The organism is Gemmatirosa kalamazoonensis (assembly GCF_000522985.1).
In the GTDB taxonomy this organism is placed as follows: domain Bacteria; phylum Gemmatimonadota; class Gemmatimonadetes; order Gemmatimonadales; family Gemmatimonadaceae; genus Gemmatirosa; species Gemmatirosa kalamazoonensis.
The window spans coordinates 246,363-268,244 of sequence record NZ_CP007130.1 but is presented as its reverse complement, the minus strand read 5'-3'; the positions used below and the strand labels follow the sequence as shown (position 1 = coordinate 268,244).

The 21,882-nt window shown below is 73.4% G+C and carries 14 protein-coding genes; 6 read left to right on the top strand and 8 right to left on the bottom strand.

The window, feature by feature from the left end; translation table 11 throughout:
• Window positions 1-20 precede the first annotated feature (20 nt).
• Window positions 21-728, bottom strand: a complete 708-nt coding sequence (locus J421_RS28990) for a hypothetical protein (RefSeq protein ID WP_025414623.1) — start codon at window positions 726-728, stop codon at window positions 21-23.
• Window positions 729-877: 149 nt separating this feature from the next.
• Between J421_RS28990 and J421_RS28985 the strand changes: the two genes are divergently transcribed.
• Window positions 878-1,723, top strand: a complete 846-nt coding sequence (locus J421_RS28985) for a DUF4097 family beta strand repeat-containing protein (RefSeq protein WP_025414622.1) — start codon at window positions 878-880, stop codon at window positions 1,721-1,723.
• A 38-nt stretch (window positions 1,724-1,761) separates the two neighbouring features.
• Window positions 1,762-4,338 carry an ADOP family duplicated permease gene (locus J421_RS28980; RefSeq protein ID WP_025414621.1) on the top strand — a complete coding sequence of 859 codons (2,577 nt, stop codon included), beginning with the start codon at window positions 1,762-1,764 and terminating at the stop codon, window positions 4,336-4,338.
• A 37-nt stretch (window positions 4,339-4,375) separates the two neighbouring features.
• On the opposite strand, the gene J421_RS28975 is transcribed toward J421_RS28980, so the two are convergent.
• Together J421_RS28975 and J421_RS28970 are read right to left on the bottom strand one after the other, a co-directional pair.
• Window positions 4,376-5,497 carry an alpha/beta fold hydrolase gene (locus tag J421_RS28975; RefSeq protein WP_025414620.1) on the bottom strand — a complete coding sequence of 374 codons (1,122 nt, stop codon included), beginning with the start codon at window positions 5,495-5,497 and terminating at the stop codon, window positions 4,376-4,378.
• A 39-nt stretch (window positions 5,498-5,536) separates the two neighbouring features.
• Window positions 5,537-5,977, bottom strand: coding sequence for a hypothetical protein (locus J421_RS28970; protein WP_025414619.1), 441 nt, complete (start codon window positions 5,975-5,977; stop codon window positions 5,537-5,539).
• A 306-nt stretch (window positions 5,978-6,283) separates the two neighbouring features.
• On the opposite strand from J421_RS28970, the gene J421_RS28965 reads away from it, so the two are divergent.
• Window positions 6,284-7,408: a radical SAM protein gene (locus J421_RS28965; RefSeq protein WP_025414618.1), complete on the top strand. Its 1,125-nt coding sequence runs from the start codon at window positions 6,284-6,286 to the stop codon at window positions 7,406-7,408.
• 33 nt (window positions 7,409-7,441) lie between these two features.
• On the opposite strand, the gene J421_RS28960 is transcribed toward J421_RS28965, so the two are convergent.
• The 4 genes from J421_RS28960 to J421_RS33225 form a co-directional block, all read right to left on the bottom strand.
• On the bottom strand, window positions 7,442-8,632 hold the full coding sequence (locus J421_RS28960; protein WP_025414617.1) for a glycosyltransferase: 1,191 nt from the start codon (window positions 8,630-8,632) through the stop codon (window positions 7,442-7,444).
• Between the two features lie 109 nt (window positions 8,633-8,741).
• A complete protein-coding gene (locus J421_RS28955) occupies window positions 8,742-10,355 on the bottom strand; it encodes an aminoglycoside phosphotransferase family protein (RefSeq protein WP_148306616.1) in 1,614 nt (537 codons plus the stop codon).
• Between the two features lie 13 nt (window positions 10,356-10,368).
• A complete protein-coding gene (locus tag J421_RS28950) occupies window positions 10,369-11,316 on the bottom strand; it encodes an RCC1 domain-containing protein (RefSeq protein ID WP_025414615.1) in 948 nt (315 codons plus the stop codon).
• Between the two features lie 457 nt (window positions 11,317-11,773).
• Complete coding sequence (locus J421_RS33225; RefSeq protein ID WP_158508968.1) at window positions 11,774-12,511, bottom strand: TetR/AcrR family transcriptional regulator; 738 nt, start codon at window positions 12,509-12,511, stop codon at window positions 11,774-11,776.
• Window positions 12,512-12,733: 222 nt separating this feature from the next.
• Between J421_RS33225 and J421_RS28940 the strand changes: the two genes are divergently transcribed.
• The gene (locus J421_RS28940; protein ID WP_025414613.1) at window positions 12,734-13,858 is read left to right on the top strand and encodes an efflux RND transporter periplasmic adaptor subunit; all 1,125 of its coding nucleotides are present in this window, start codon (window positions 12,734-12,736) and stop codon (window positions 13,856-13,858) included.
• Window positions 13,855-18,654, top strand: coding sequence for an efflux RND transporter permease subunit (locus tag J421_RS28935; protein ID WP_025414612.1), 4,800 nt, complete (start codon window positions 13,855-13,857; stop codon window positions 18,652-18,654). Before J421_RS28940 ends, J421_RS28935 begins: the two co-directional genes overlap by 4 nt.
• A gap of 8 nt (window positions 18,655-18,662) precedes the next feature.
• On the opposite strand, the gene J421_RS28930 is transcribed toward J421_RS28935, so the two are convergent.
• Entirely contained in the window at window positions 18,663-19,319 is a 657-nt protein-coding gene (locus J421_RS28930; protein WP_104023466.1) for a TetR/AcrR family transcriptional regulator, read from the bottom strand.
• 56 nt (window positions 19,320-19,375) lie between these two features.
• Between J421_RS28930 and J421_RS28925 the strand changes: the two genes are divergently transcribed.
• Window positions 19,376-21,256: an alpha/beta hydrolase family protein gene (locus J421_RS28925; RefSeq protein ID WP_104023465.1), complete on the top strand. Its 1,881-nt coding sequence runs from the start codon at window positions 19,376-19,378 to the stop codon at window positions 21,254-21,256.
• The last annotated feature ends 626 nt before the right edge of the window (window positions 21,257-21,882 follow it).

Sequence of the window (21,882 nt, the reverse complement as noted above, 5' to 3'; positions counted from 1 at the left end):
GGTGCGGCGCGCCGCCCGCGCTAGTGCCCGGCGGCGCTGACGATCTCCGCGCGCTCGGCGTGGAGCGTGATGTCCTCCGTGGGTGCGGCCTCGCGCGCCGCGCGCTCGTTCACGAGCCCGAGCTGGCGGCGGGCCGCGGCGAGCCGCAGGTCGAGGAGCTGCACCTGATCACGCGCTCGCGCGAGCGCGTTCGCGGGCACGAGCCTGGTCCGCTCGCGCGGCTCGAGCGCGGCCAGCGCCTCCGCCTCCGCGAGCTGGCGCGCCGCCTCTGCGCGGTCGGCGGCGGCCTGGCTCACCGCCATCTCCTGCGTCACGCGCTGCGCCTCGACGTCGGACGCGGGGGGAATGACGAGTCGCGCGGCGGTGACCGTCACGTCCACGAGGCGCACTCGCAGCGTGTCGCTCGGACCGGGCAGCTCCACGGTGACGGCGGCCAGGCGCCGCCCGGAGGCGAGGCGCGCCGCGAGGAGCGCCGTCAGCGAGTCGGGCCGCCTGCTGACGTGGAGCTCGGCCGGCGAACCGCTCTTGCCGGCGCGCGCCGGGCCAGCGGCCTCGAGCCGCAGCTCGGCGCCGAGCGCGGTGAAGACGCCGAGCTCCCCGAGGCCGTCGTCGGAGGCGATGTGCACGACGGCCGCAGGGGGCACACGCGCCGCCACGGCGGGAACCGTGTCGGCGGACGCCTCGCGAGGAGCGCCGAGGAGCGCGACGCTGAGCAGCTGAAGGAGCATGGGCGGAAACGCGGAAGGCGGGACGGCTGCAAGTTAACCGGCCGGCTCGAGACCCCGGTGGACCTCGCACGGAGCCCAAACTCTCCGTGCAGTCGCACTGTCGAACCCCGGCGACCGATCCCGCCGCCCCGACCCGAGCCCGATTTCCGATGAGAACCGCTTCCCGCGCGCTCGCTGCCGCCACGCTCCTCGCCGTCGTGACTCCCGCCCTCGCCTCGGCGCAGGGCGTCACACGCGGCGACTTCGACTGGTCCGAGGCCATGCGGGCCGGCGCGTGGCTCCGCATCCGCAACTGGAACGGACCCGTGGAGGTCCGTGCCGCGACGGGTGATCGCGCGGAAGTCCATGGCCGGGCGATCGCGTCGGCCGATCGGGGGACCGACGTCGTCTACCGGGTGATTCGCGACGACGACGGCGTGACGATCTGCGCCGTGCCGGACCGCGACGACATCGAGTGCTCGGCGCGTGGCATCAACGGGAGCGGCCGCGACTGGGGGCGCCGGCCGACGCGGGCCCGGCTCCTCGTGTCTCTGCCCGCCGGCGTGCGGATCGACGCCAGCAGCGGCAACGGCGAGGTGACCGTCGAGAACGTCCGCGCGGACGTCGTGGCGTCGTCGGGCAACGGCCGCGTGCGCGTCGCCGACGCGACCGGCCCCGTCGAGGCCTCGAGCGGCAACGGCGACATCGACGTCTCGACGGCCACCGGTCCCGTCACGGCATCCACCGGCAACGGGCGCATCGAGGCTCGCATGCTCGCGCTGCGCGACGGCGACATGCACTTCAGCACCGGCAACGGCTCCGTCGTGTTGTGGCTGCCCGACGACTTCGGCGGGGACGTGTCGGTCAGCGGACAGCGGGGCTTCGACACCGATTTTCCGATCGAGGTGCGGAGCGGCAACTTCAACAGCCGGATCAGCGGCCGGATCGGCCACGGCAGTCGTCGCGTGGACATCTCCACCGGCAACGGCAGCGTGTCGCTGCGGCGCGTGCGTTAGGCGGCCTGGCGTCGGGGCGTGGTGGCGCCTCGACCGCGATGCGCGAGCTGCTCGCGACGGTGCGCGGCTGGAGCACGCTACCGGTGAACGCCGGGGCGCGCGCGCGATGGTCGGTGCCCTGGCTCGAGCGACGCAGCGAGGACGTGCGGCACGCGCTGCGCGGGCTGCGGCGGTCGCCCGGCTTCACCGCCGCCGTCGTGCTCACGTTGGGCCTCGGACTCGGCGGGAACGCCGCGCTGTTCGGCGCGATCGACCGGCTCATGCTGCGGCCGTTTCCCTACCTTCGCGACGCGAGCCACGTCGACCGCGTCTACCTCAGGACCGCGGGGTGGAACGACGACAGGCCATACACGCTGTATCCCTACACGCGCTACCGCGACCTCGCGCGCTGGTCGACGTCGCTCGCGCAGACGGCCGCGTTCACCGCCGCGACGCACGGCGTCGGCAGCGGCGAGGGCGCGCGCGAGGAGATGGTGTTCGGCGTCAGCGGCGACTTCTTCGCGCTGTTCGATGCGCGCCCGACGTCGGGCCGCTTCATCACGCCCTCCGACGACGTCGTGCCGACCGGGAGCGACGTCGCCGTCGTGAGCTACGCGTACTGGCAGTCGGCACTCGGCGGGCGCGACGCGATCGGCGAGCGGCTGCAGGTCGGCGACGGGTCGTACACGATCGTCGGCATCGCGCCGCGCGACTTCGCCGGCGTCGCCGAGGGACGCGCGCCGGCGGTGTACGTGCCGATCACCGCGTACGCGACGCACCTCGGCGCGGGCGTCGGCGATCCGTACTACGTGGGATACAGCTGGGATTGGGTCCAGATGCTCGTCCGCCGCCGCCCCGGCGTGACGCGCGACGCGGCGACGGCCGATCTGACGCGGGCGTTCGAGCGGAGCTGGGTCGCGTCGCGCGTCGTGCATCCGAGCTATGCGTCGCTCGACTCGGCGCGCGTCCGCGCGATCGCGGGACCGATCCGCACCGCGATCGGCCCCGACCCCGGACTCGAGGCGCGCACGCTGCGCTGGGTCGCCGGCGTCGCGCTCGCCGTGCTGCTCATCGCGTGCGCGAACGTCGCGAACCTGTTCCTCGCCCGCGCGCTGGGGCGCCGGCGCGAGGTGGCGCTGCGCCTCGCGTTAGGCGTCTCGCGCTGGCGGCTCGCCGCGCAGGCGCTCACCGAGAGCCTCCTGCTGTCGCTGTTCGGCGTCGGCATCGGGCTCGTCGTCGCCCGATGGACGGGCGCCGCGCTGCAGCGGCTCGTACTCGCGGACGCGGCACCCGCCGGTACGTCGGCCGGCGCGGTGATCGACGGGCGCACGCTCGTCGCCGCGCTCGTGGCCGCCGTCGGCACGGCGATCCTCACCGGCGTCGCGCCGCTGCTCTTCGTCGAGCGCACCGATCCGATCGGGACGCTGCGCGCGGGCGAGCGTGAGATGAGCTACCGTCGCTCGCCGGCCCGTGCGGTGCTGCTGCTCGTGCAGTGCGCGCTCTCGGTCGTGCTGCTCGTCGGCGCCGGGCTGTTCGTGCGCAGCCTCGCGCACGTGCGCGCGCTGCGGCTCGGCTACGACCTCGGACCACTGCTCGTCGCGCGGTGGGAGCGACGCGGCACGCCGCTCGACTCGCTCGGCGAGGCGCGCGTCCGCGCGGACCTCGCGCATGCCGCGCTCGCCCGTCCCGAGGTCACCCACGTCGCGTGGGTGACGAACCCGGTGTTCGCGCCCGGCACGTCGACGCTGAGCCTCGCGGTGCCGGGCGTCGACTCGCTGCGGCGGCGCGGGCGCTTCACCTTCCAGACCGTCTCGGGCGACTACTTCGCGACGATGGGCACGCGCATCGTGCGTGGCCGCGCGCTCACCGAGCAGGACCGCGTCGGCGCAGCGCGCGTGCTCGTGGTGAGCGAGGCGATGGCGCGCGCGCTGTGGCCGGGGCGCGATCCGTTAGGCCGCTGCGTGCGAATCGCGTGGCGCGCCTCGGCGGACACGATGCCGTGCACCACGGTCGTCGGCGTCGCCGAGAACGCGCTGCACGACCCAGTCGCCGACCACCCGATGCGTTACTACGTGCCCGACGGCCAGCTCGACTTCCGCGCGAACACGATGCTCGTGCGCCTGCGCACCGATCCGGACGCGGCGGCCGGCGGCGTGCGCCGCGCGCTGCAGGCCGCGCTCCCCGGTGCCGCATTCGTCGTCGTGCGGCCGGCGCAGGCGTTGATGGATGCGAAGCGTCGCTCGTGGCTCATCGGCGCGTCGCTGTTCGTCGCTCTCGGCGTGCTCGCCGTCGTCGTCGCGGCGACGGGGCTCTACGGCGTCGTCGCATACGACGTCGCGCAGCGCGGCCACGAGCTCGGCGTGCGCGCCGCGTTAGGCGCGCGATCGACCGACATCGTGCGCGTCGTCGTCGGCCAGGGCGTGCGGCTCGCCGCGGGCGGCGTCGCGTGCGGGACGCTGCTCGCGCTCGCGGGGAGCAGTCGGCTGCAGCCGCTGCTCTTTCAGCAGTCTGCGCGCGACGTGCGTGTCTTCGGCGCCGTCGCCGGCGTGCTGCTCGTCGTCGCGGCGGCGGCGTGCGCGCGGCCGGCGCTGCGGGCCGCGCGCACCGACCCGAACATCGTGCTCCGTGCGGACTGACACGACGCGGCCACGTTCGAGCGCGCGTCGGGCAGCCTCAGAAGCGGAGGAACCGGGCGATGTGCTCGTTGAGGAACTGCGCGTCGCCCGGGCCGGCGCCCGCGCCCGCCGGGTGTCCCCAGAGCGACGGGATCGGCACCAGCTCCACGTGCGCGATGAACTGCGCCTCGTATCGCGCGTCGCCGACCGGGAAGTAGAGGTCCGTCTCCGACGGCATGTAGAGCACCGGCACGCGGATCGACCGGAGCGCGCGCTCCACGTCGCCGCCGAAGCCCGGTGTGCCGCCCACGTCGTGGCGCTCCCACGTGCGCGCCTGGAGGATCAGGTCGTTCGCGTCGGCGTTGTGCAGGAAGCGCGTGCGGTAGTTCTCCAGCACCTGCGCGAACGTGGTCCCCGGCGGCACGGTGCCCCGCCAGAGCTCGCGGCGCCACCACTCCTGCGAGTAGAGCCATCCCGCCCAGACCATCGCGAACGCATCGAGGCCGCGGCGAGGTGGCGCGGTATAGTCGCCGCCGGCGAACGCCGAGTCGGCGGTGAGCGCCGTGATCTGCCCCTCCAGGCGTACGACGCCGTGTCCGTACGTCTTCGCCGTGCCCGCGGTCGCGACGATGCGGTCGGCGAAGTCCGGGTAGCTCACGGCCCACTGGAACGCCTGCTCGGCGCCCATCGAGAAGCCGACGACGGCCCGCAGGTGCGTGATCCTCAGCTCCTCGGTGAGTAGCCGGTGCACCGCCTCGACGTTGTCGCGGATCGTCGTCACGGGGAACCGGGGTCCGTGAAACGGCTCGGGCGTGTTGCTCGGCGACGACGAGTGTCCGTTGCCGAAAAGCTCCGTCGCGACCACGAACACTCGCGCCGTGTCGAGCGCGCGGCCCGGCCCGATCAGCCAGTCGTAGCCGTGATGGTCGGCCATGTAGTGCGACGGGACGAGCACCGCGTTGTCGCGCGCGGCATCGAGTCGGCCGTACGTCCCGTAGACGACCCGCGCGCGCGGCAGCACGACGCCGCTCTCGGTGCGGAACTGCTCGAGCACGAACTCGTGGTGCTCGGCGTGGTCCACGCGCGCGGTCGGCTGACCCGCGGCCGGCGCGGTGGAGAGCGCGACGGGGAGCGTGCCGAGCGTGAGGACGGCGGCGGCCGTGCGGAGGATCCGGCGCATGGGGGCGATGGCGGGGCGCGGACGGCGGGGCAGGGAAGGTCAGCGCGGCGACAGCTTGTCGGCGCTCGTCCAGTACGTGCTCGTGTCGCCGGCGCGGCGCACGCGCGCGACCGCTTGCTGCTGTTCGGCGACCTGCACGATCGCGCCGGCGACGACCGGCGAGCAGCCGGCGTCCTCGAGCGCCTTGAAGAAGGCCGACGTGTCGCGCTGCCGCGCGACGTCGCTCACCCGGCCGAGCGCGGCCGCGGTGGGGCACACGATCGTCCCGGGCAGCGTCTCGTAGCGGCCGCCGACGACGAGCGTGGGCGCCGCGGCGTTTCCCGATGGCGTAGCGCTTCCGGATGCCGCGGCGGAGTCGGCGGACGGGCGCGCCGCGCCGGATCCCCCGCATGCGGTGGCCGCGAGCGCGACGCCCGCGGCGGCGACCGCGCGCGCCAGGCGCCACCGGAGTCCGAGCCAGCGTGTAGGGCACGTGCGCATGCGGACATCTCTCCGGACAGGGTGGCGGCTGCGACGGTCATCGCGACGTCGCGCCGTGCCGGTAAGCTAGCCCCAGGTGAGGGGACGCGACATGTGGGCGGACGCGCGCATGTCGCCCGAGCGCACGGATCCGACGTGTCTCGTTAGGCCGTTGCAGCGACTGCGGCCAATGCGCGGCACAATCGCGTCGACTGTCGACAGTCACTGTGATCGACTGGGCCCAGTCGCCGCAGTGCCGACCTTGCGGTCTGTCGGCATGAGGCACAAGTTAGGCGCCTCACCGCGGGCCATCCCGAGGATCTGCCCATGTCGATCCGTTCTCACCTGCGCACGGCGCTGGCAGACACGCTGAAGCGGCACCCGCGACTCTGGCAGGGGGCGCGGGCCATCGACGAGCAGATCGAGCGCACGCGTTTTTCCGCTGCGCGGGCGCTCCCCGTTCTGATCCGGCCCGAGCCCCGGCGCCTCCACATCGCGATCACCGCGCACTGCAACCAGCGGTGCGTCGGGTGCCGGTACGGCCGGGACTTCATGCCGGGCAGCCAGCTGCCCTGGCCGATCGTGCGCGACCTCCTCGACGACGCGCGAGAGATCGGCATGTGGGACGTCCGCCTCTATGGCGGCGAGCCGCTGCTGCATCCTGACCTTCCGAAGATGGTGGAGCATACGGTGGGTCTCGGTCTCGAGTGCTACGTCACGACCAACGCCATCCGACTCGGGGAGCAGATCGACACGCTCTATGCGGCCGGTCTGCGGCGGGTCACGATCGGCTTCTACGGCGTGGGCGACGCGTACGATCAATACGCGCAGCGCAAGGGGCGCTTCGCGCGCGTCGAGGCCAGCATCGCGCGCGTGCGGGAGCGTTACGGCAGCGCCGTGTCGCTGCGCATCAACTGGCTCCTCATGCGCCCGACCTGCTCGGTCGAGGCGTTCGACGCGATGCTCGCGTTCGCGGAGAAGTACGACCTTACCGTACGCACGGATCTGATCCACTACTCGCTGCCGTATTTCGACGAGGGCCCGGACCGCTGCCTGCAGTTCCGGCCCGAGGACGAGCCGGCGATCCGCGCCGTGGTCGGCGAGATGCTCCGCCGTCGCGCGGAGAACCCGGCCCGGTTCACGCAGACGGTCGAGGCGATGCGGTCGATGCCCGACTGGCTGCTGAAGGGCCCCGACATGCGCGTGCCGTGCGACAACTACCAGATGATCTGGGTGGGAGCCGACGGCACGGTGAAGCTGTGCTATGTGACGTTCCGACTCGGGAACCTGCACGAGCAGCGGCTGTCCGAGATCGTCTTCACCGAGACCCACCGGCAGGCGGCGCGCGACGCGTTCCAGTTGAACTGCCCGAACTGCCACTGCGAGCTCGACACGCGGATCGCCAAGCACGCGCCGTCGCTCAAGCGCTATCGTCAGCCCGAGATCTCCTGACGTGCGACGCGGTCGCGTCCTGACGGTTCGCGACTATCGCGCGGCGGCGACGCGTCGATAGAGCGCCCGGTGCCGTTCGACCCACGCGTCGTGCGAGGCGTGGGTCTCGACCCAGGATCGCGCCGCTGCGCCGAGCCGCGCCGCCACCGCGGGACGGAGCACGTGCTCCATGGCGCTCGCCAGTGCGTCCGGCTCCCCGGGCGGCACCAGCAGGCCCGTGTCGTCGTGCCGAATGAGCTCCGGCACGCCGCCGACGGCGGTCGCCACGACCGGCAGCGCCGTCGCCATCGCTTCCATGACGCTCGTCGGGAAGCTCTCGAACTGTGACGGATGCACGTACGCATCGGCCGCCGCGAGCAGCTCGGCGACGTCGAGGCGCGTGCCGAGGAAGTGGACGACCGCGTCCAACGCGAGTGCGGACGCAGCCTGCTGGAGCCTAACGCGCTCGCTTCCGTCACCCACGATGACGAGTCGCGCCCTGGGCACCCGGTCATGGAGCCGGCGCATGGCCTTGAGCAGGTGCTCGTGTCCCTTTCCCGGCCGCAGCACGGCCACCGACATGAGCACCGGGGTCGCGTCGTCGATGCCCAGTCGGGCGCGAACGCGGTGACGGGCGTCCGCGTCCGGTTGGAACGCGTCGGCATCGACGCCGTTGTGGACGATCTCCGTGTGGGACGATCGCAGCCGCCCGCGCCGTGCGTGCTCGGCGTGCTGCGCGTGCGAGACCATCACCATCTCGCCGCGGAACGCCCGCACGCTCATGTCGTCCAGCCGCCGCCGGATCCATCCGCGAACACCGAGGTCCGTCTCGACGATCCAGTGATCGGTCGACACGAGGCCGCACCGGGCGATCGCCGCCGCCGGTCGCCCCACGAGGTGCGCGTACCGGTTGTGCGTATGAAGCACGCGGACCGCGTCGCGACGCAGATGTGCCGCGAGCCGGAGGCAGGGACGAGGATCCAGCAGACTGCGCAACCCGAGGTCGAGCACTGGAATGCGGCGCGCCCGCAGCGTCTCGGCCCCCTCCGGCCAGTCGCCAAGCCCGAGATACGCCACGCGTACGTCCATTCCGCGGTCGCGCAGCGACGTCGCGAGTGCGACGACGAGCCGGGACGGGCCGTTCACCTGCAGCGCATCGAGCAGCAGCATCACGCGCGCGTCCCGCGCTGGTTCCTCGACGCGTGTCGTGTCGCGTCGCTCGTGCGCACCGGTCAGGGCGGTCACGGCTTCGTGATCGTTAGGCGTTCTCGTTGATCGGGAGCGCGACCATCGCGTCGCAGCTTCAGGGGCGAACGGGGACGGGCCCAACATAAGGCCGCGGGCGGGCGTCCGCTCAGGCGAGCGCTGCGCGCGCTTCGGCCTCCCAGAGCCCGAGCAGGGACTGCGCGACGTCGCTTCTGGCGAGGGGCGCGCCACCGGCCCGGCGCACCTCCACCTCGTCCGCGCAGAGCCGCATCCAGACGAACGCACGCATCGCCCGCATCGCGTAGTCGTCGAGACCCACCGCGTCCGCGTACCGCGCGCGGCAGGCTCGCCGCACGCCGCCGAGCCGCCCTGCCTCCGCGCGGCGGTGCGACCACGCGTAGCGCCCCGTCGCCAGCGTGCCGTCGACCGCGAACGCGAGATAGGCGTGGCACTGCAGCAGGTCGAACGCGGGCAGCCCGTGGGGGCGGGCGTTGTCCCAGTCGAACGCCACGAGGCGGTGGTCGCGCGTGCGGTAGATGTTCCACGGCCGGCAGTCGTGGTGCTCGAACACCGTGGGCAGGGACTTCACTCCCGCGAGGAGGGCCACGGCCTCCTCGCACAGTGCGGAATCGACGAGGCCACCCGCGCCATCACGGAAGCGGTCCACCGTCGGGCGGAGCAGTCGCTCCCAGGCGTCGTCTCGCGGTGGGCCACGTGTCGCGATGGCCAGCGCGGTCAGCCAGTCGGTCGTCTCGACGGTGAGCCGCGAGACGGTGTCGGACCGTACCGCCGTGTCGAGGCGCCGGCCGCTCACCGCGCTCTCGACCGTCCCTCGAAGACGGCCGTGCGCGTCCACGAGTCGCCCGACCGGCTCCGGTGCGTGGCCGAGCGCCGTGACCCCATACTCGCGCAGTCGTTCGAGCGCGCGCAGGCCACGCTCGCAACGCGCCATGGTTTCCCCAGTGCGACCGAGCTTCACCGCGGCACGGGGCCACTTCGCCGCCCGATCGAGGACGAGGCCCACCGCCTTCGCCTCCGCATTGGACCCGGGCGTCAGGAGCAGCCAATCGTTCGACGCGGGTTCGGCGAGCAACCGCGACGCCGCACCGACCCACCACGGCACCGTGCCGCGGTTCGCAGCCTTCCCTTGTGGCGCCCGGAGACTCCGCCGCGTGTCGACCGCGCGCGCGATCAGTACCGTGCCGCGCGGAAGCCAGCCACCGGCCACGAGGACCAACGCCGCGCGCCGCTGCATCAGCAGCCAGAAGCGGCGCATCGGATGCCGTGCCGACACGTGGTGCCGAAGGAAGTAGTGCCGGAGGGCCCGCGCCGAATCGAGCGGCAGCCACGCACGGTCTGCGTCGGACGCATCCCAACGCATCACGCGCTGCACATCGCCGAACCCTGCGGCGTGCAGGCGCCGCTCGAGACGCTTCACGCCGCCGACCGTCCTCGCTCCGCACTCGACGTACAGCGCGCCCTCTGCGCGCAGCGCCTGGCGTGCACGCGACAGCGTCGACGCGTCGCAGTTCGTGGCGAGCGCCAGGTCGTACTGCCCGTCGCGCGTCGACACGCTCGCGATGTCGACCCGCTCCACGCCACGGATGGTACCGCAGGCCGTCGCGTCGTCCGCCACGACGCGAGCCGACGCGCAGAGGTCGTCGGTGGCGAGACAGATCACCCGCGCGACACGTCCCTCGGGCAACAGCCAGCACCAGTCCGCGCGGCGCAGCAGGCGATCGGCGGCGATGGGTCGCATCACCGGATGGGGCTCTTCACGGCACGCCGATGCGCTGCGGTGTGGGCTGGTTCGCGTAGGTCGGCCCGCCGGCACCCAGATGGAAGTTGCCGCCCCAACAGTAGATCGCACCGTCCCGCGCGCGCCCGCAGGCGTGATAGACGCCGACGTGCACCTCTGTCAGCGTCGGCGCGTCGATCCGCCCGGGAAAGCAGTACAGCTCCACGGACGCCTGCCGGCATCGTGTCTCGTCGGTCGGGCCGGTCTCTCCGTGCGTCCCCCATCCCCAGCAGCGCGTCACGTCGTCCTGTCCGATCGCGCACAGGTTGAGCAGCCCGATGTCCACGACGCGCACGGCGGTCGGCAGCTCGACGGGGACGGGCGCGACCGACGTACGCGAGAAGAACGCGCTGTCCGTCGCCGTGATGCGACCGTCGGTGCGTCCCCAACAGAACGGCGCGCCGGTCGTCGACACGCCACACGTGGTCAGGGATCCGACGTCGATCGCGCGGAACGCGCCGGGGAAGCGCACGCGTACGGGTGTGCTTCGTGTCGCCTGCGTGCTGTCACCGAGCTGGCCGCGGTTGTTCGCGCCCCAGCAGTACGCGACGCCGGCGGCGGTGATCCCGCACGTGTACGACTCGCCTGCGGCGATGTCGGCGAACCGCAGCCCTCCCGCAACCGGTGTCGGCGTCGACGACGTGACGAGACCGCCGTTACCGAGCTGCCCTTCGGTCCCGCGTCCCCAGCACACGGCCGTGGAGTCCGCGATGACGCCGCAGATGTGCCCCGACCCGACGCTCAAGCGGCGGAATCGGTACGCCGTCGCGACGGCGCGCGGTGTACGGACGCACCCGGTGCAGCCGCTCTCCGCGGGGCCGATGAGCTCCGCGGGACTGCTGCCCCAGCAGTCGGCTTCGCCCGCCGCGGTCAGCGCGCACACGGTGGACGGCCCGGTGAACGCGATCGCGGCGTTGGTCGCCAAGGCCACGTACCGACGCGTGCCCGCGATCGGTACCGGGAGGGCCGTGTCGCGAGTCACCGCCGGGTTGCCTAACGCACCGAACTCGGGATCGCCCCAGCAGTATGCTGCGGACCCTGCGCCGCGCGACGCGGGCGCCTCTGGACTACCGAGCGCGCAGCTCATGAACGTACCGGCGACCACCGTCGCTCCGGACGCGAGGGGAGCCGGTGTGCCCGAGACTCCGGCATCCTTCGGTCCGACAGCTGGATCGGCGCTGCAGCCTGCGGACGCACAAAGCGCCCATCCGAGCAGCGACGCTACGATTCGCGGGGCCGAGCGGAGGCCACATGCGGTACGCGCACGTTGGAAACGTGCGCGCGAGAGCGGTACGGAGCGGGACATTGACGGGCGTCGGACGCTGGCGACGCGTGTCGGCGTCGAAACGGCGGGAAGCGGCGGGCGCTCTCTCGCGGTTGGGTCAGCCGGCGCGTCCTTCTGGCCACCCCGCCGGACGCATGCGGTCGAACGGCTCGAGCGCGCAGACGAGCATGCGCACGAGCTCCTCGCGCAGGGCAGGGCGCTCCTCGGGCGGGCGCAGCTGCACGTGGAAGAGGATCGCGTGCACCGTCTCGACCTGCACGACCGCCGTCGCGTGCCGCTGCGCCGCAGGGACCCACGGGCAGCGCCGGGCGATGAGCGCCTCGATGCGCGACACCACGGCCTCGTGGAGGCGAGCCTCCTCGGCGGACGGGCCCCGGACGGCGTCGTTCGTGGCCGCGTACACGTGCCGGTACGTCGGGTTCGCGTCGCAGTAGGCGGCGATCGGCTGCACGATCCCCTGCATCATCTCGTGCAGCGGCAGGTCGGCCACCTCCAGCGCCATCACCCGGTCCTTGAGCTGCTCGAACGCGGACGTGTACCGCACCGCGAGCGCCTGGACGATCGCGTCCTTGTTCGGGAAGAACTGGTAGAGCGACCCGACCGACGTGTGCGCTCTCGCGGCGATGGCGTTCGTCGTCGCGCCGTCCACGCCCACCTCGGCGATCACCTCCGCGGCGGCGTCGAGGATGATGTCCACCCGCCGCTGCCCGCGATCCTGCTGCGGCACTCGGCGCAGCAGCGCGGCGGGCGGTGCGTCCGGCACCACCGGGAGCGGCGGCGTGGGCGTGGCGGCGGGAGCGGGCGCGCGGCGGCGGGTCGTGGGGCGCGAGGGCATGGCGGGAAATATGAGCGAAGACTCACCTATTGACAAGGCGAGCGTTCGCTCATATATAGACGCGAGCATTCGCTCATATGAGCGAATGCTCGCGTTACGGCACGTGCGCGGCGCGGCCAGAACGGCCGGCACCGCCGCCTGCCGCCCACCCGGAGAGCTCGTATGCGCTACCCCCACCGTCCGCCCCTGGGCGCTGCCCCCTGCGAACACATCGTCCGCGTCGTGCCGGCCCGGGCGCCGCGCGCGGCGTCGCGGCTCGCGCTCGCCGCCGTCGCAGCGCTGCCGCTCCTCTCGATCGGCGGATGCGGGGCCGCCGCCCGCGCCGACGACTCCGCATCCCACGCGGCGAGCGAAGCGACGACCGCCGTGCGCGTCGCGCCGGCCGCGCTGGTCGAGCGGCCGGTCGAGGTGCGGGCCGCCGGCGCGCTCGAGGCGCGCGCGACCGCCGATCTCGCGTTCCAGGTCGGCGGGCGCGTCGCGCGCGTGGCCGTCGACGAGGGAGATGCCGTGACCCGCGGCGCGGTGCTCGCCGCGCTCGATCCCACCGACTACGCGCTCGCCTTGCGCCAGACCGAGCTCCAGGCCCAGCGCACCGCCGACGAGCTGCGCCGAGCCCGCCCCCTGCTCGACGCCGGGAGCATCGCGCCTAACGACTACGAGCGGCTCCTCACCGCGGCGCGGCAGGCGGAGGTGGTGCGCGACCTCGCCGCGAAGCGGCTGCGCGACGCCACGCTGACGGCGCCGTTCGACGGCGTCGTCGCGGCGAAGCGTACCGAGATCGGCGCGTCGGTCTCGCCGGGCGGCACCGCGTTCACGCTCGTCGCCCTCGACGAGGTGCAGGTGCGCGTAGGCGTGCCGGAAGCGGACGTCGGGGCGCTGCGCCCGGGGCAGCCGGCGCGCGTGGAGCTCGCGGCGCTCGGCCGCACGGTGCGGGGACGCGTGCAGCTCGTGGGCGTCGCCGCCGACCCGGCGAGCCGCACCTACACGGTGAAGGTCGTGGTGCCTAACGCGGACCGCGTGCTGCGTGCCGGCATGGTCGCCAGCGTGGCCGTCGCCACCGGCGCCTCCAGCCGGGTGGTCGCCGTCCCCGTGTCGGCGGTGGCGCACGATCCGGAAGGAGCGCCGCGCGTCTACGTGCTCGACGCGGGCGCGGGGCGGGCGCGGGCGCGCCGCGTGACGGTGGGTGCGCCGCTCGCCGGCGGCGCGGTCGAGATCGTCGACGGGCTCGCGGCGGGTGACCCGGTCATCGTCGCCGGCCAGGAGCGCCTGCGCGACGGCGCGCGTGTCGCCGCGATCGCCGGTCCCGTCGCCGGTCCCGTCGCCTCCACCGGGAGGACCACGCCATGATGCACACGCCTAACGACGCGGCCGTCCACGGGGCGCGCTTCAACGTCATCCGCGCCGCCGTCCGCAACCGCCAGGTCGTCTACGTCCTCCTGTCGCTGCTCGTCGCCCTCGGCGTCACCGCGCTGTTCACGATGCCGCGGCGCGAGGATCCGAAGATCACGATCCGCCAGGGGCTCGTGCTCGCGCTCTACCCGGGTGCGACGGCGGAGCAGGTCGAGCAGCAGGTGGCCCGCCGCATCGAGCGCCGTCTCTTCGCGCGGGCCGAGGTGAAGAAGGCGAAGACGTACACCACGAGCCGCCCCGGGCTGTTCGTCGCCAACGTGGAGCTCGAGGACGGCGTTAGGCAGCCCGCCGAGTTCTGGGCGATGCTGCGCCACGACCTCAACGAGACCGCGGCGCTCGACCTGCCGCCTGGCGTCGTCGGTCCGATCGTCGACGCCGACTTCGGCGACGTGGCCGCCGTGCTGCTCACCGTGCGCGCCCCGGACGGGCGCTACGGGCCGCGCGAGCTGCGGACCTTCCTCGACCGCATCGAGGATGCGGTGCGCGCCGTGCCGGCCACCGCCAAGGTGCGCCGCTGGGGCGAGCAGGAGGAGGAGCTGGCCGTGACCGTCCGTCCCGAGCGGCTCGCGCAGTACGGCCTGTCGCCCGCGCAGGTGCTCGGCGCGCTGCGCGCCCGCAACGCCGTGGTGAATGCCGGCGCGCTCGACGTGGGAAGCGCCGAGCTCCGACTCCGCCCGCAGGGACAGTTCGCCTCGGAGGAGGAGGTGCGCGCCGTGCAGCTCGGCGGCGCCCCGACGGGGCAGCCGGTGCGCCTGGGCGACGTCGCGGAGGTCACACGCCGCTACGTCGACCCGACGTACGCGGCGCGCGTCGCCGGCTCGCCCGCGGTGCTCATGTCGATCGAGATGCAGGAGGGGCGCAACATCGTCGCGTTCGGCCAGGACGTCGCGCGCGCGCTGGATCGGGTGCGCCCGCTGCTCCCGCCCGATCTCGAGATCACCCGGGTCGCCGATCAGCCGACGCAGGTGCGCCAGCGCGTGTTCGCGTTCGGGCGCGAGTTCACGATCGCCGTGCTGTCGGTGATCCTCGTGACGGTGCTGCTCCTGCCGCTGCGCGTGGCGACGATCGCCGCGGTCGCCATTCCGGCGACCGTCGCGGTCACGGTCGCCGCCCTCCGGGCGTTAGGCATCGAGCTGCACCAGATCTCGTTCGCCGGACTCGTCGTCGCGTTAGGCATGGTGGTGGACGACGCGATCGTCATCGCCGACAACTACGTGGAGCTGCTCGACGAGGGCGTGTCGCCCGCCGACGCGGCGTGGCGCGCGGCGAGCGACCTCGCCACGCCGGTGCTCGGCGCGACGCTCACGATCGTCGCGAGCTTCCTCCCGCTCGGGCTCCTCCTGCCCGGCACGGTGGGGGAGTTCATCCGCGCGCTCCCGTTCACCGTCGCGGTGGCGCTGCTCTGCAGCTACGGCGTGGCGATGTTCCTCACGCCGCTCCTCTGCCTCGCGTTCATCCGCACGGGGCTGCGGCCGCGCGTCGGGACTCGGGACTCGGGACTCGGGACTCGTGAGCGGACGGCACCCGCGCCCGCACCCGCACCCGCACCCGCACCCGCACCCGAGCCCCGAGTCCCGAGTCCCGAGTCCCGGAGGTTTTCCCCGCTCGACGTGATGGAGCGCGCCTACGCGCGCGTGATGGCCGCGGCGATGCCGCGCCAGCGCCTCACGCTCGCCGTCGCGACGCTGTCCGTCGTGGCCGGCGCCGCGCTGTTAGGCACGCGTCCGCAGCGCTTCTTCCCACCCGCCGAGCGGCCGCAGTTCGTGGTGGACGTGTGGATGCCCGAGGGGACGCGCTTCGAGGCCACCGACGCGGTCGTGCGGCGGCTCGCCGCGCGCCTCGAGCGCACGCCCGGCGTGGCGCAGGTCGGCGCGTTCGTCGGCGGGAGCGCGCCGCGTTTCTACTACAACGTGGAGCCCGAGTTCAACGTCCCGAACTTCGGCCAGCTCGTCGTCAACACCACGGACATGGAGAGCACGCCCAGGCTGCAGGCGTCGCTGCACGCGCCGCTCGCGCGCCTCGCGCCGGAAGCGACGGTGCTCGTGAAGCAGCTGGAGCAGGGGCCCGCGCTGAAGGCGCCCATCGAGATCCGCATCGCCGGCGACGACGAGGCGGCGCTGCGCCGGCTCGCCGATTCGGCGGTGCGCGTCCTCGCCGCGACGCCGGGGAGCGAGTACGTGCGCACCGACTGGCGTGACGATCAGCCGGCGCTCACGCTCGCGCTGCGGCGCGACGCCGCGGCGCGCCTGGGTCTGACGGAAGGCGATCTCGCGCAGCAGCTCGCCGCCGGCTTCGACGGCGTGCCGGCGACGACGCTCTGGGAGGGTGGCCGACGGGTGGACGTGCGCCTGCGCTTCGACAGCGCGAGCCGCCGCGGCCCCGCCGACATCGCCGACGCGTACGTGACGTCGCCGACGACCGGCGCGCGGCTTCCGTTGCGCGAGGTGGCGGACGTGCGCGCCGACTGGCAGGCGAGTCGCATCGTACGCCGCAACGGCGTGCGCACCGTGAGCGTGCTCGCGTTCGCGCGACCTGGGCTCCTCGCGAGCGCCGTGCTCGCGACGGCGCGGCCACGCCTGGACGCGCTGACCCTGCCGCCCGGCTACACGCTCACCTACGGCGGCGAGACCGAGAATCAGGGGGAGATCCAGCGGCCGATGAGCGTCGCGCTCTCGGTGTCGCTGTTCGGGATCTTCCTCATCCTGTTCGTGCAGTTCCGCACGCTGCGCCATCCGCTCGTCGTGATGGTGTCGATCCCGCTCGCGCTGTTCGGCAGCGCGCTCGGGCTCGTGCTCACCGGCAACCCGTTCGGCTTCACGGCGAACCTCGGACTCACGGCGCTCACCGGCGTCGTGGTGCGCAACGCGATCATCCTGGTCGACTACGCGCTCGCACTGCGCGCGGCGGGCGTGCCGCTCGAGCGGGCCGCGCTCGACGCGGGACGCCGCCGGCTCCGCCCGATCTTCCTCACGACGATGGCCGCCGCCGTGGGCGTGGTGCCGCTGATCGTCAGCGGCTCCGGGCTCTGGAGCCCGCTCGCCAGCGTGCTGGCCGTGGGCCTCGTCTTCTCGATGGTGGGCACGCTGGTGGTGGTGCCGATCCTGTTCGTGCGCGCCGAGCGTGCGGCCGATCGGAGGGCCGAGCGTCGGGCGGTCGCCGGCACAGAGCAGACGGCGGCGCCCGTATCCCTTCCGGTCGCCGCGCACCGTCGCGAGTCGCCGCTCGCCGGATCGCTGGCGACGGGCGCGCTCGTCCTCGCGATGCTCGGTGCGTCGCTCGCCGCGAGTGTCACCCGCGCCGCCGCCCAGGCCGCGCCGGACTCACCGCGGACGATCGCGCTCACCCTCGATCAGGCGCTGACGCTCGCCGCCGAACACGGTCGAGCGACCCGCATCGCCGCGGAGCGCGTGGCCGAGCGGACCGCACTGTCGCGAGCAGCCCGCGCCGACCGGCTGCCGCGGCTGGAGGTCGGCGGCCAGTGGCTCGGCAACACGGGGACGCAGCGCATCGCGATCGCGCAGGGCGCGCTCGGCATGGACGCCGCGGATCGGCCGGTGCCGTACACCGACCGCGTGCTCGCGCAGGACGGGCGTGCCGCGTGGTTCGGCCTGGCGACGGTGACGCAGCCGCTCACCCCACTCGTTCGCATCGGCGCCGGCGTGCGCGCCGCCGACGCCGCGGCACGTCGGGCCGAGGCCGCGCGCGAGGGGACGGCACGCGACGTCGCGTTCGACGTCGAGCGGCTCTACCTGACGGTGCTGATCGCCGACCGCCGCGCGGCGGCGGCGCGCCTCACCCTCGCCGCCCGAGAGGCCCGCGACCTCGACGCCACGCGCGCCGTGCAGACAGGGTTCGCGGTGAACGCCGACCGCGCGGCGTCGCGGGCGGGCGTGCTCGACGCGCGGCAGGCCGTGGTCGCGGCGGAGAACGCGGCCGAGGACGCACGGGCCGAGCTCGCGCTGCTTCTCGGGATCGACCCGGACGCGCCGCTCACGCTCGCCGAGCCGGCGCCGCTGCCGCGTCTGACCGTGCCGGCCGCGGACCCCGACGACCCGACGACGCCGTCGGGACGTCGCGCGGACGTCTCCGCCGCGCGCGTCGTGTCGCTTGGCGGATCGACGCTCGCGACCGACGACGTCGACACGCCAGTGCGTGGCGATACCGCGGTGCTGGACGCGTGGCGGCAGGCCGCCCACGCCGGGAGCCCCGAGGTGCACGCCGCTCGCGAGCAGGTCGCCGAGGCGGCGGCCGGGGAGGCTGCGGCACGTGCCGCGTGGATCCCCGACGTGGCGCTCTACGGGCAGCTCGTCCGCCAGAACCTCTCGCCGATCATCGGGCGCCAGCTATGGACGGGCGGGGTGCGGTTCGCCTGGACCGCGTGGGACTTCGGCCGTCGCGGCCGCGAGACCGAGGCGGCCGTCGCGCGCCGCCGCGCCGCTGACGAGAACCTGGCGCGTGTCGACGAGGAAGTGGCCGTCGCGGTCCGCCGCGCGTGGCGGGCGGCCGTGCGTGCCGAGCGCCTGCTCGACGCAGCCTCGGCCGCGGCCGACGCGCGGGCCGCCGCGGCGCGGATCGCGAGCGAGCGTGCCGGCACCGGGCTGGCGATGGTCAGCGCGAGGGCCGAGGCCGACGCCGAGCGCGCGACGGCTGATGCGGATCGCTACGCCGCGCTGCTCGGCGTCCGCGTCGCCCGCGCGGAGCTGCGTCGGCTGGTCGGCCGCTCGGTGCCGTAGCGTGGCGGCTAACGGGCTGGAAGCCGGAGATACGCGAGGACGGTCCTCGTCACTTCGGCCTCGAGCTCCTGGTCGGAGACCGGCATCAGCTCGTGCCACATCGACACCGTCTCCAACGCGCGGACCTCGATGACCGTGGCCATGGTCAGCAGCGCAAACATGATCGCGCGCCGGGGATCCGGCGCCGCGATCTCGTCGCGGAAGGCGAGCAGCAGGTCCGTGATCCCCTGGAAGTTCCCCGCGACGAGCGCCAGGGCCCTCGATCGAAACTCGTCATCGGTGTCGGTCTCGATGAAGCGCGTCAGCGCGCGCATGAGCCCCGGCTGCGCGCGGTACTGCCGCGCCGTGATCGCGACCAGCCCACGCACCACCCCCTCCAGCGTGCGATCCGGGAACGCCTCGAGGCGCAGCATCGTCTGGCGCGCCGTGGCGCCCGTTTCCAGCGCGTCCACCAGCGCCGCGCGGACGAGCGCGTTCCGGTCGCGAAAGCGGCGATAGATGCTCGCCGGCGCGACGCCGGCGGCGGCGGCGATGCGCGGGATCGTCGCGCCGTCGAGCCCGTGGGTCTCGAGCGCCTCGGTCGTGGCCTTGAGGAGGCGGGCCAGCGTATCGCGGCTCCGCTGCTGCTGCGGCGCGATCACGCCATCGGGGGTCCTGTTGTGCATGGTTGCAGGCTAACGGCCCTCTTGCTGTAACACGAATGTGATTTTACATTCGCATCATGACGACTTCACTCGAGCTGTGCCCGCCGCCGCTCATTCCGCGCGAGACCCTGTTCGGCAACCCGGAGGGGGACTCGGCGCGCGTGTCGCCCGACGGGGCGCGGCTCGCCTACCTGGCGCCGCACGACGGCAAGCAGAGCGTGTGGGTGCGAACGATCGGGGCGCGGGACGATCGAGTCGTCGCGCACGACCCGGTGCGTCCGCTGCCGTGGGCGACGTGGCAGGGCGACGGGCGGCACATCTTGTATCTGCAGGACCGCGCCGGCGACGAGAACTACCACCTCTATCAGGTCGACCTCGAGGGCGGCGCCCCGCGCGACCTGACGCCGGGCGAGCACCTGCGCGCACTGCCGCTCGCCCTCGACGCGCGGTTCCCGCAGGAGGCGCTCGTGACCCTGAACGCACGCACGCCACGGCTGCTCGACGTGCATCGGGTGAACCTGGCCGCGGGCCTCGCGGAGCTCGACACGGAGAACTCGGGCGACGTCATCGCCTGGCTCGTCGACAACGCGCTCGTCGTGCGCGCGGCCGTCGCGCAAGTGGCCGGCGGATCGTACGTCATTCGCGTCCGCGACGGCGCGTCGGCGCCCTGGCGCGTGCTCGACGAGGTGGCCTTCGCCGATGGCGCGCCGCGACTCGTCGCGTTCTCGTCCGACGATCGTGCGCTCTTCGCGATCAGCGCGAAGGATGCGAACGCGAATCGGCTCGTGCGGTACGACCTGGCGACCGCCGAGCGCGTGGTCGTGCTGGAGGATCCCGAGTATGACGTCGAGCGCGTCTTCGTCGATCCGGCGACGCACGACGTCGTCGCCGCGGCCGTCTGCAAGGAGCGGCTGGTCTGGGCCGCGCTCACCGCGAGCTTCGCGGAGGAGCTCGACGCGCTGCGCGTGGTCGACGACGGCGACTTCTCGATCGAAGACGCGAGCGCGGACGGCGCCACGCTGATCGTGCGGTATCGGCACGATGCGCGACCGGAGGAGTTCTACGCGTACGATCGCGCACGGCACCGCGCATCGTTCCTGTTCTGCAGTCGGCCGCCGCTCCTCGCGTACGAGCTCGCGCCGATGCGGCCCGTGGCCTTTCCCGCGCGCGACGGTCTCCCACTCCGGGGCTATCTCACCCTCCCCGTCGGCGCGGCGCCGCGCCGGCTGCCCATGGTGCTCTACGTCCACGGCGGTCCGTGGTATCGCGACCGGTGGGGCTACGAGCCGATCGTGCAGTGGCTGGCCAATCGCGGCTACGCGGTGCTGCAGGTGAACTTCCGCGGGTCGACGGGCTACGGCAAGGCGTTCCTGAACGCCGGGAATCGCGAGTGGGCGGGCGCGATGCGCACCGACCTGCTCGACGCGCGCGACTGGGCCGTCGCCGAAGGCTACGCCGATCCGGCGCGCATCGCGATCTTCGGGGGTAGTTACGGCGGCTACGCGGTGCTCACGGCGCTCGCGTGGACGCCGGACGCGTTCGCGTGCGGCGTCGACATCGTGGGCCCCTCCGACCTGCGGACTTTTCTCGCTGCGATTCCGGCCTACTGGGAGCCGATGCGGCAGCTGCTGACCGAGCGCGTCGGCGACGACCCGGAGTTCCTGAAATCGCAGTCGCCGCTCTTCCGCGCGCCATCGATTCGCGTCCCGCTGCTCGTGGTGCATGGCGCGAACGATCCGCGGGTCAAGCAGCAGGAGAGCGACCAGCTCGTCGAGGCGCTGCGCGGGAGCGGTGTCCCCGTGCAGTACCTGGTCTTCGACAACGAGGGACACGGGCTGGCCCACCCGGCGAACCTGAAGCGCTTCGCCGCGCTGGCCGAGGCCTTTCTGGCCGCCGCGCTGGGGGGTCGCATCGAGCCACCGCAGCCGGACGAGGCGTTCGCGTCGTTCCTCTGCTGAGCGCCGATGCCGCGACGCGTCTCGTTAGGCAGCACACGCAGGTTGCACGCGTGGTGTGACGCGGTGGCCGCGGGACGGTGCGACAACGGCCCGTGCGCGACTCGCTCGCGCGACGAAGCCCCGCGCGCGGTATCGCTACCGCGTGCGGGGCTTCGCTTTTGGCTGGCGACCGCCGCCCTTCGTTTTGGCGCCACCTCCCGGAAACCGTTAGGCGTCCGTGAGCGTGGTCAGTTCGGCGATCTTACCCTCGTCGTTCGGGCTCGACTCAGGTCGTTCCGCGGCTGCGGAACCGGCAGTTGTGTCCAGCGACCTCACAACCCATCCATCGAAGCCAAACTATCGACGGACCTGTCCTCCGATCGGCGTCCCGCGGGAGGACTTCCGCTCGCGGGAACCCGTCCCGCGCGCGCAGGGCCATAATACAACTCTGCGACGCGTCCGCAAGAGCGAAGTTTTCCACAACCGTTAGGCGGCGCGCTTGCTCGCGTTCACGAGTGGCGGCGTTCCGCACGCACGCCGACCGAGTCACGTCGTTAGGCAGCACGCAGACGCCGCGCGTCTCGCGCGTCGCGCGACGATTCCGTCGCGCAACACCTCGCCTGACCGCCGTCTCGCACGGCCCGGCG

Bases quoted from the DNA above. Each gene is read 5' to 3' on its own strand.
- J421_RS28990 (WP_025414623.1), bottom strand. From the start codon at position 728: ATGCTCCTTCAGCTGCTCAGCGTCGCGCTCCTCGGCGCTCCTCGCGAG.
- J421_RS28985 (WP_025414622.1), top strand. From the start codon at position 878: ATGAGAACCGCTTCCCGCGCGCTCGCTGCCGCCACGCTCCTCGCCGTC.
- J421_RS28980 (WP_025414621.1), top strand. From the start codon at position 1,762: ATGCGCGAGCTGCTCGCGACGGTGCGCGGCTGGAGCACGCTACCGGTG.
- J421_RS28975 (WP_025414620.1), bottom strand. From the start codon at position 5,497: ATGCGCCGGATCCTCCGCACGGCCGCCGCCGTCCTCACGCTCGGCACG.
- J421_RS28970 (WP_025414619.1), bottom strand. From the start codon at position 5,977: ATGCGCACGTGCCCTACACGCTGGCTCGGACTCCGGTGGCGCCTGGCG.
- J421_RS28965 (WP_025414618.1), top strand. From the start codon at position 6,284: ATGTCGATCCGTTCTCACCTGCGCACGGCGCTGGCAGACACGCTGAAG.
- J421_RS33225 (WP_158508968.1), bottom strand. From the start codon at position 12,511: ATGCCCTCGCGCCCCACGACCCGCCGCCGCGCGCCCGCTCCCGCCGCC.
- J421_RS28935 (WP_025414612.1), top strand. From the start codon at position 13,855: ATGATGCACACGCCTAACGACGCGGCCGTCCACGGGGCGCGCTTCAAC.
- J421_RS28930 (WP_104023466.1), bottom strand. From the start codon at position 19,319: ATGCACAACAGGACCCCCGATGGCGTGATCGCGCCGCAGCAGCAGCGG.
- J421_RS28925 (WP_104023465.1), top strand. From the start codon at position 19,376: ATGACGACTTCACTCGAGCTGTGCCCGCCGCCGCTCATTCCGCGCGAG.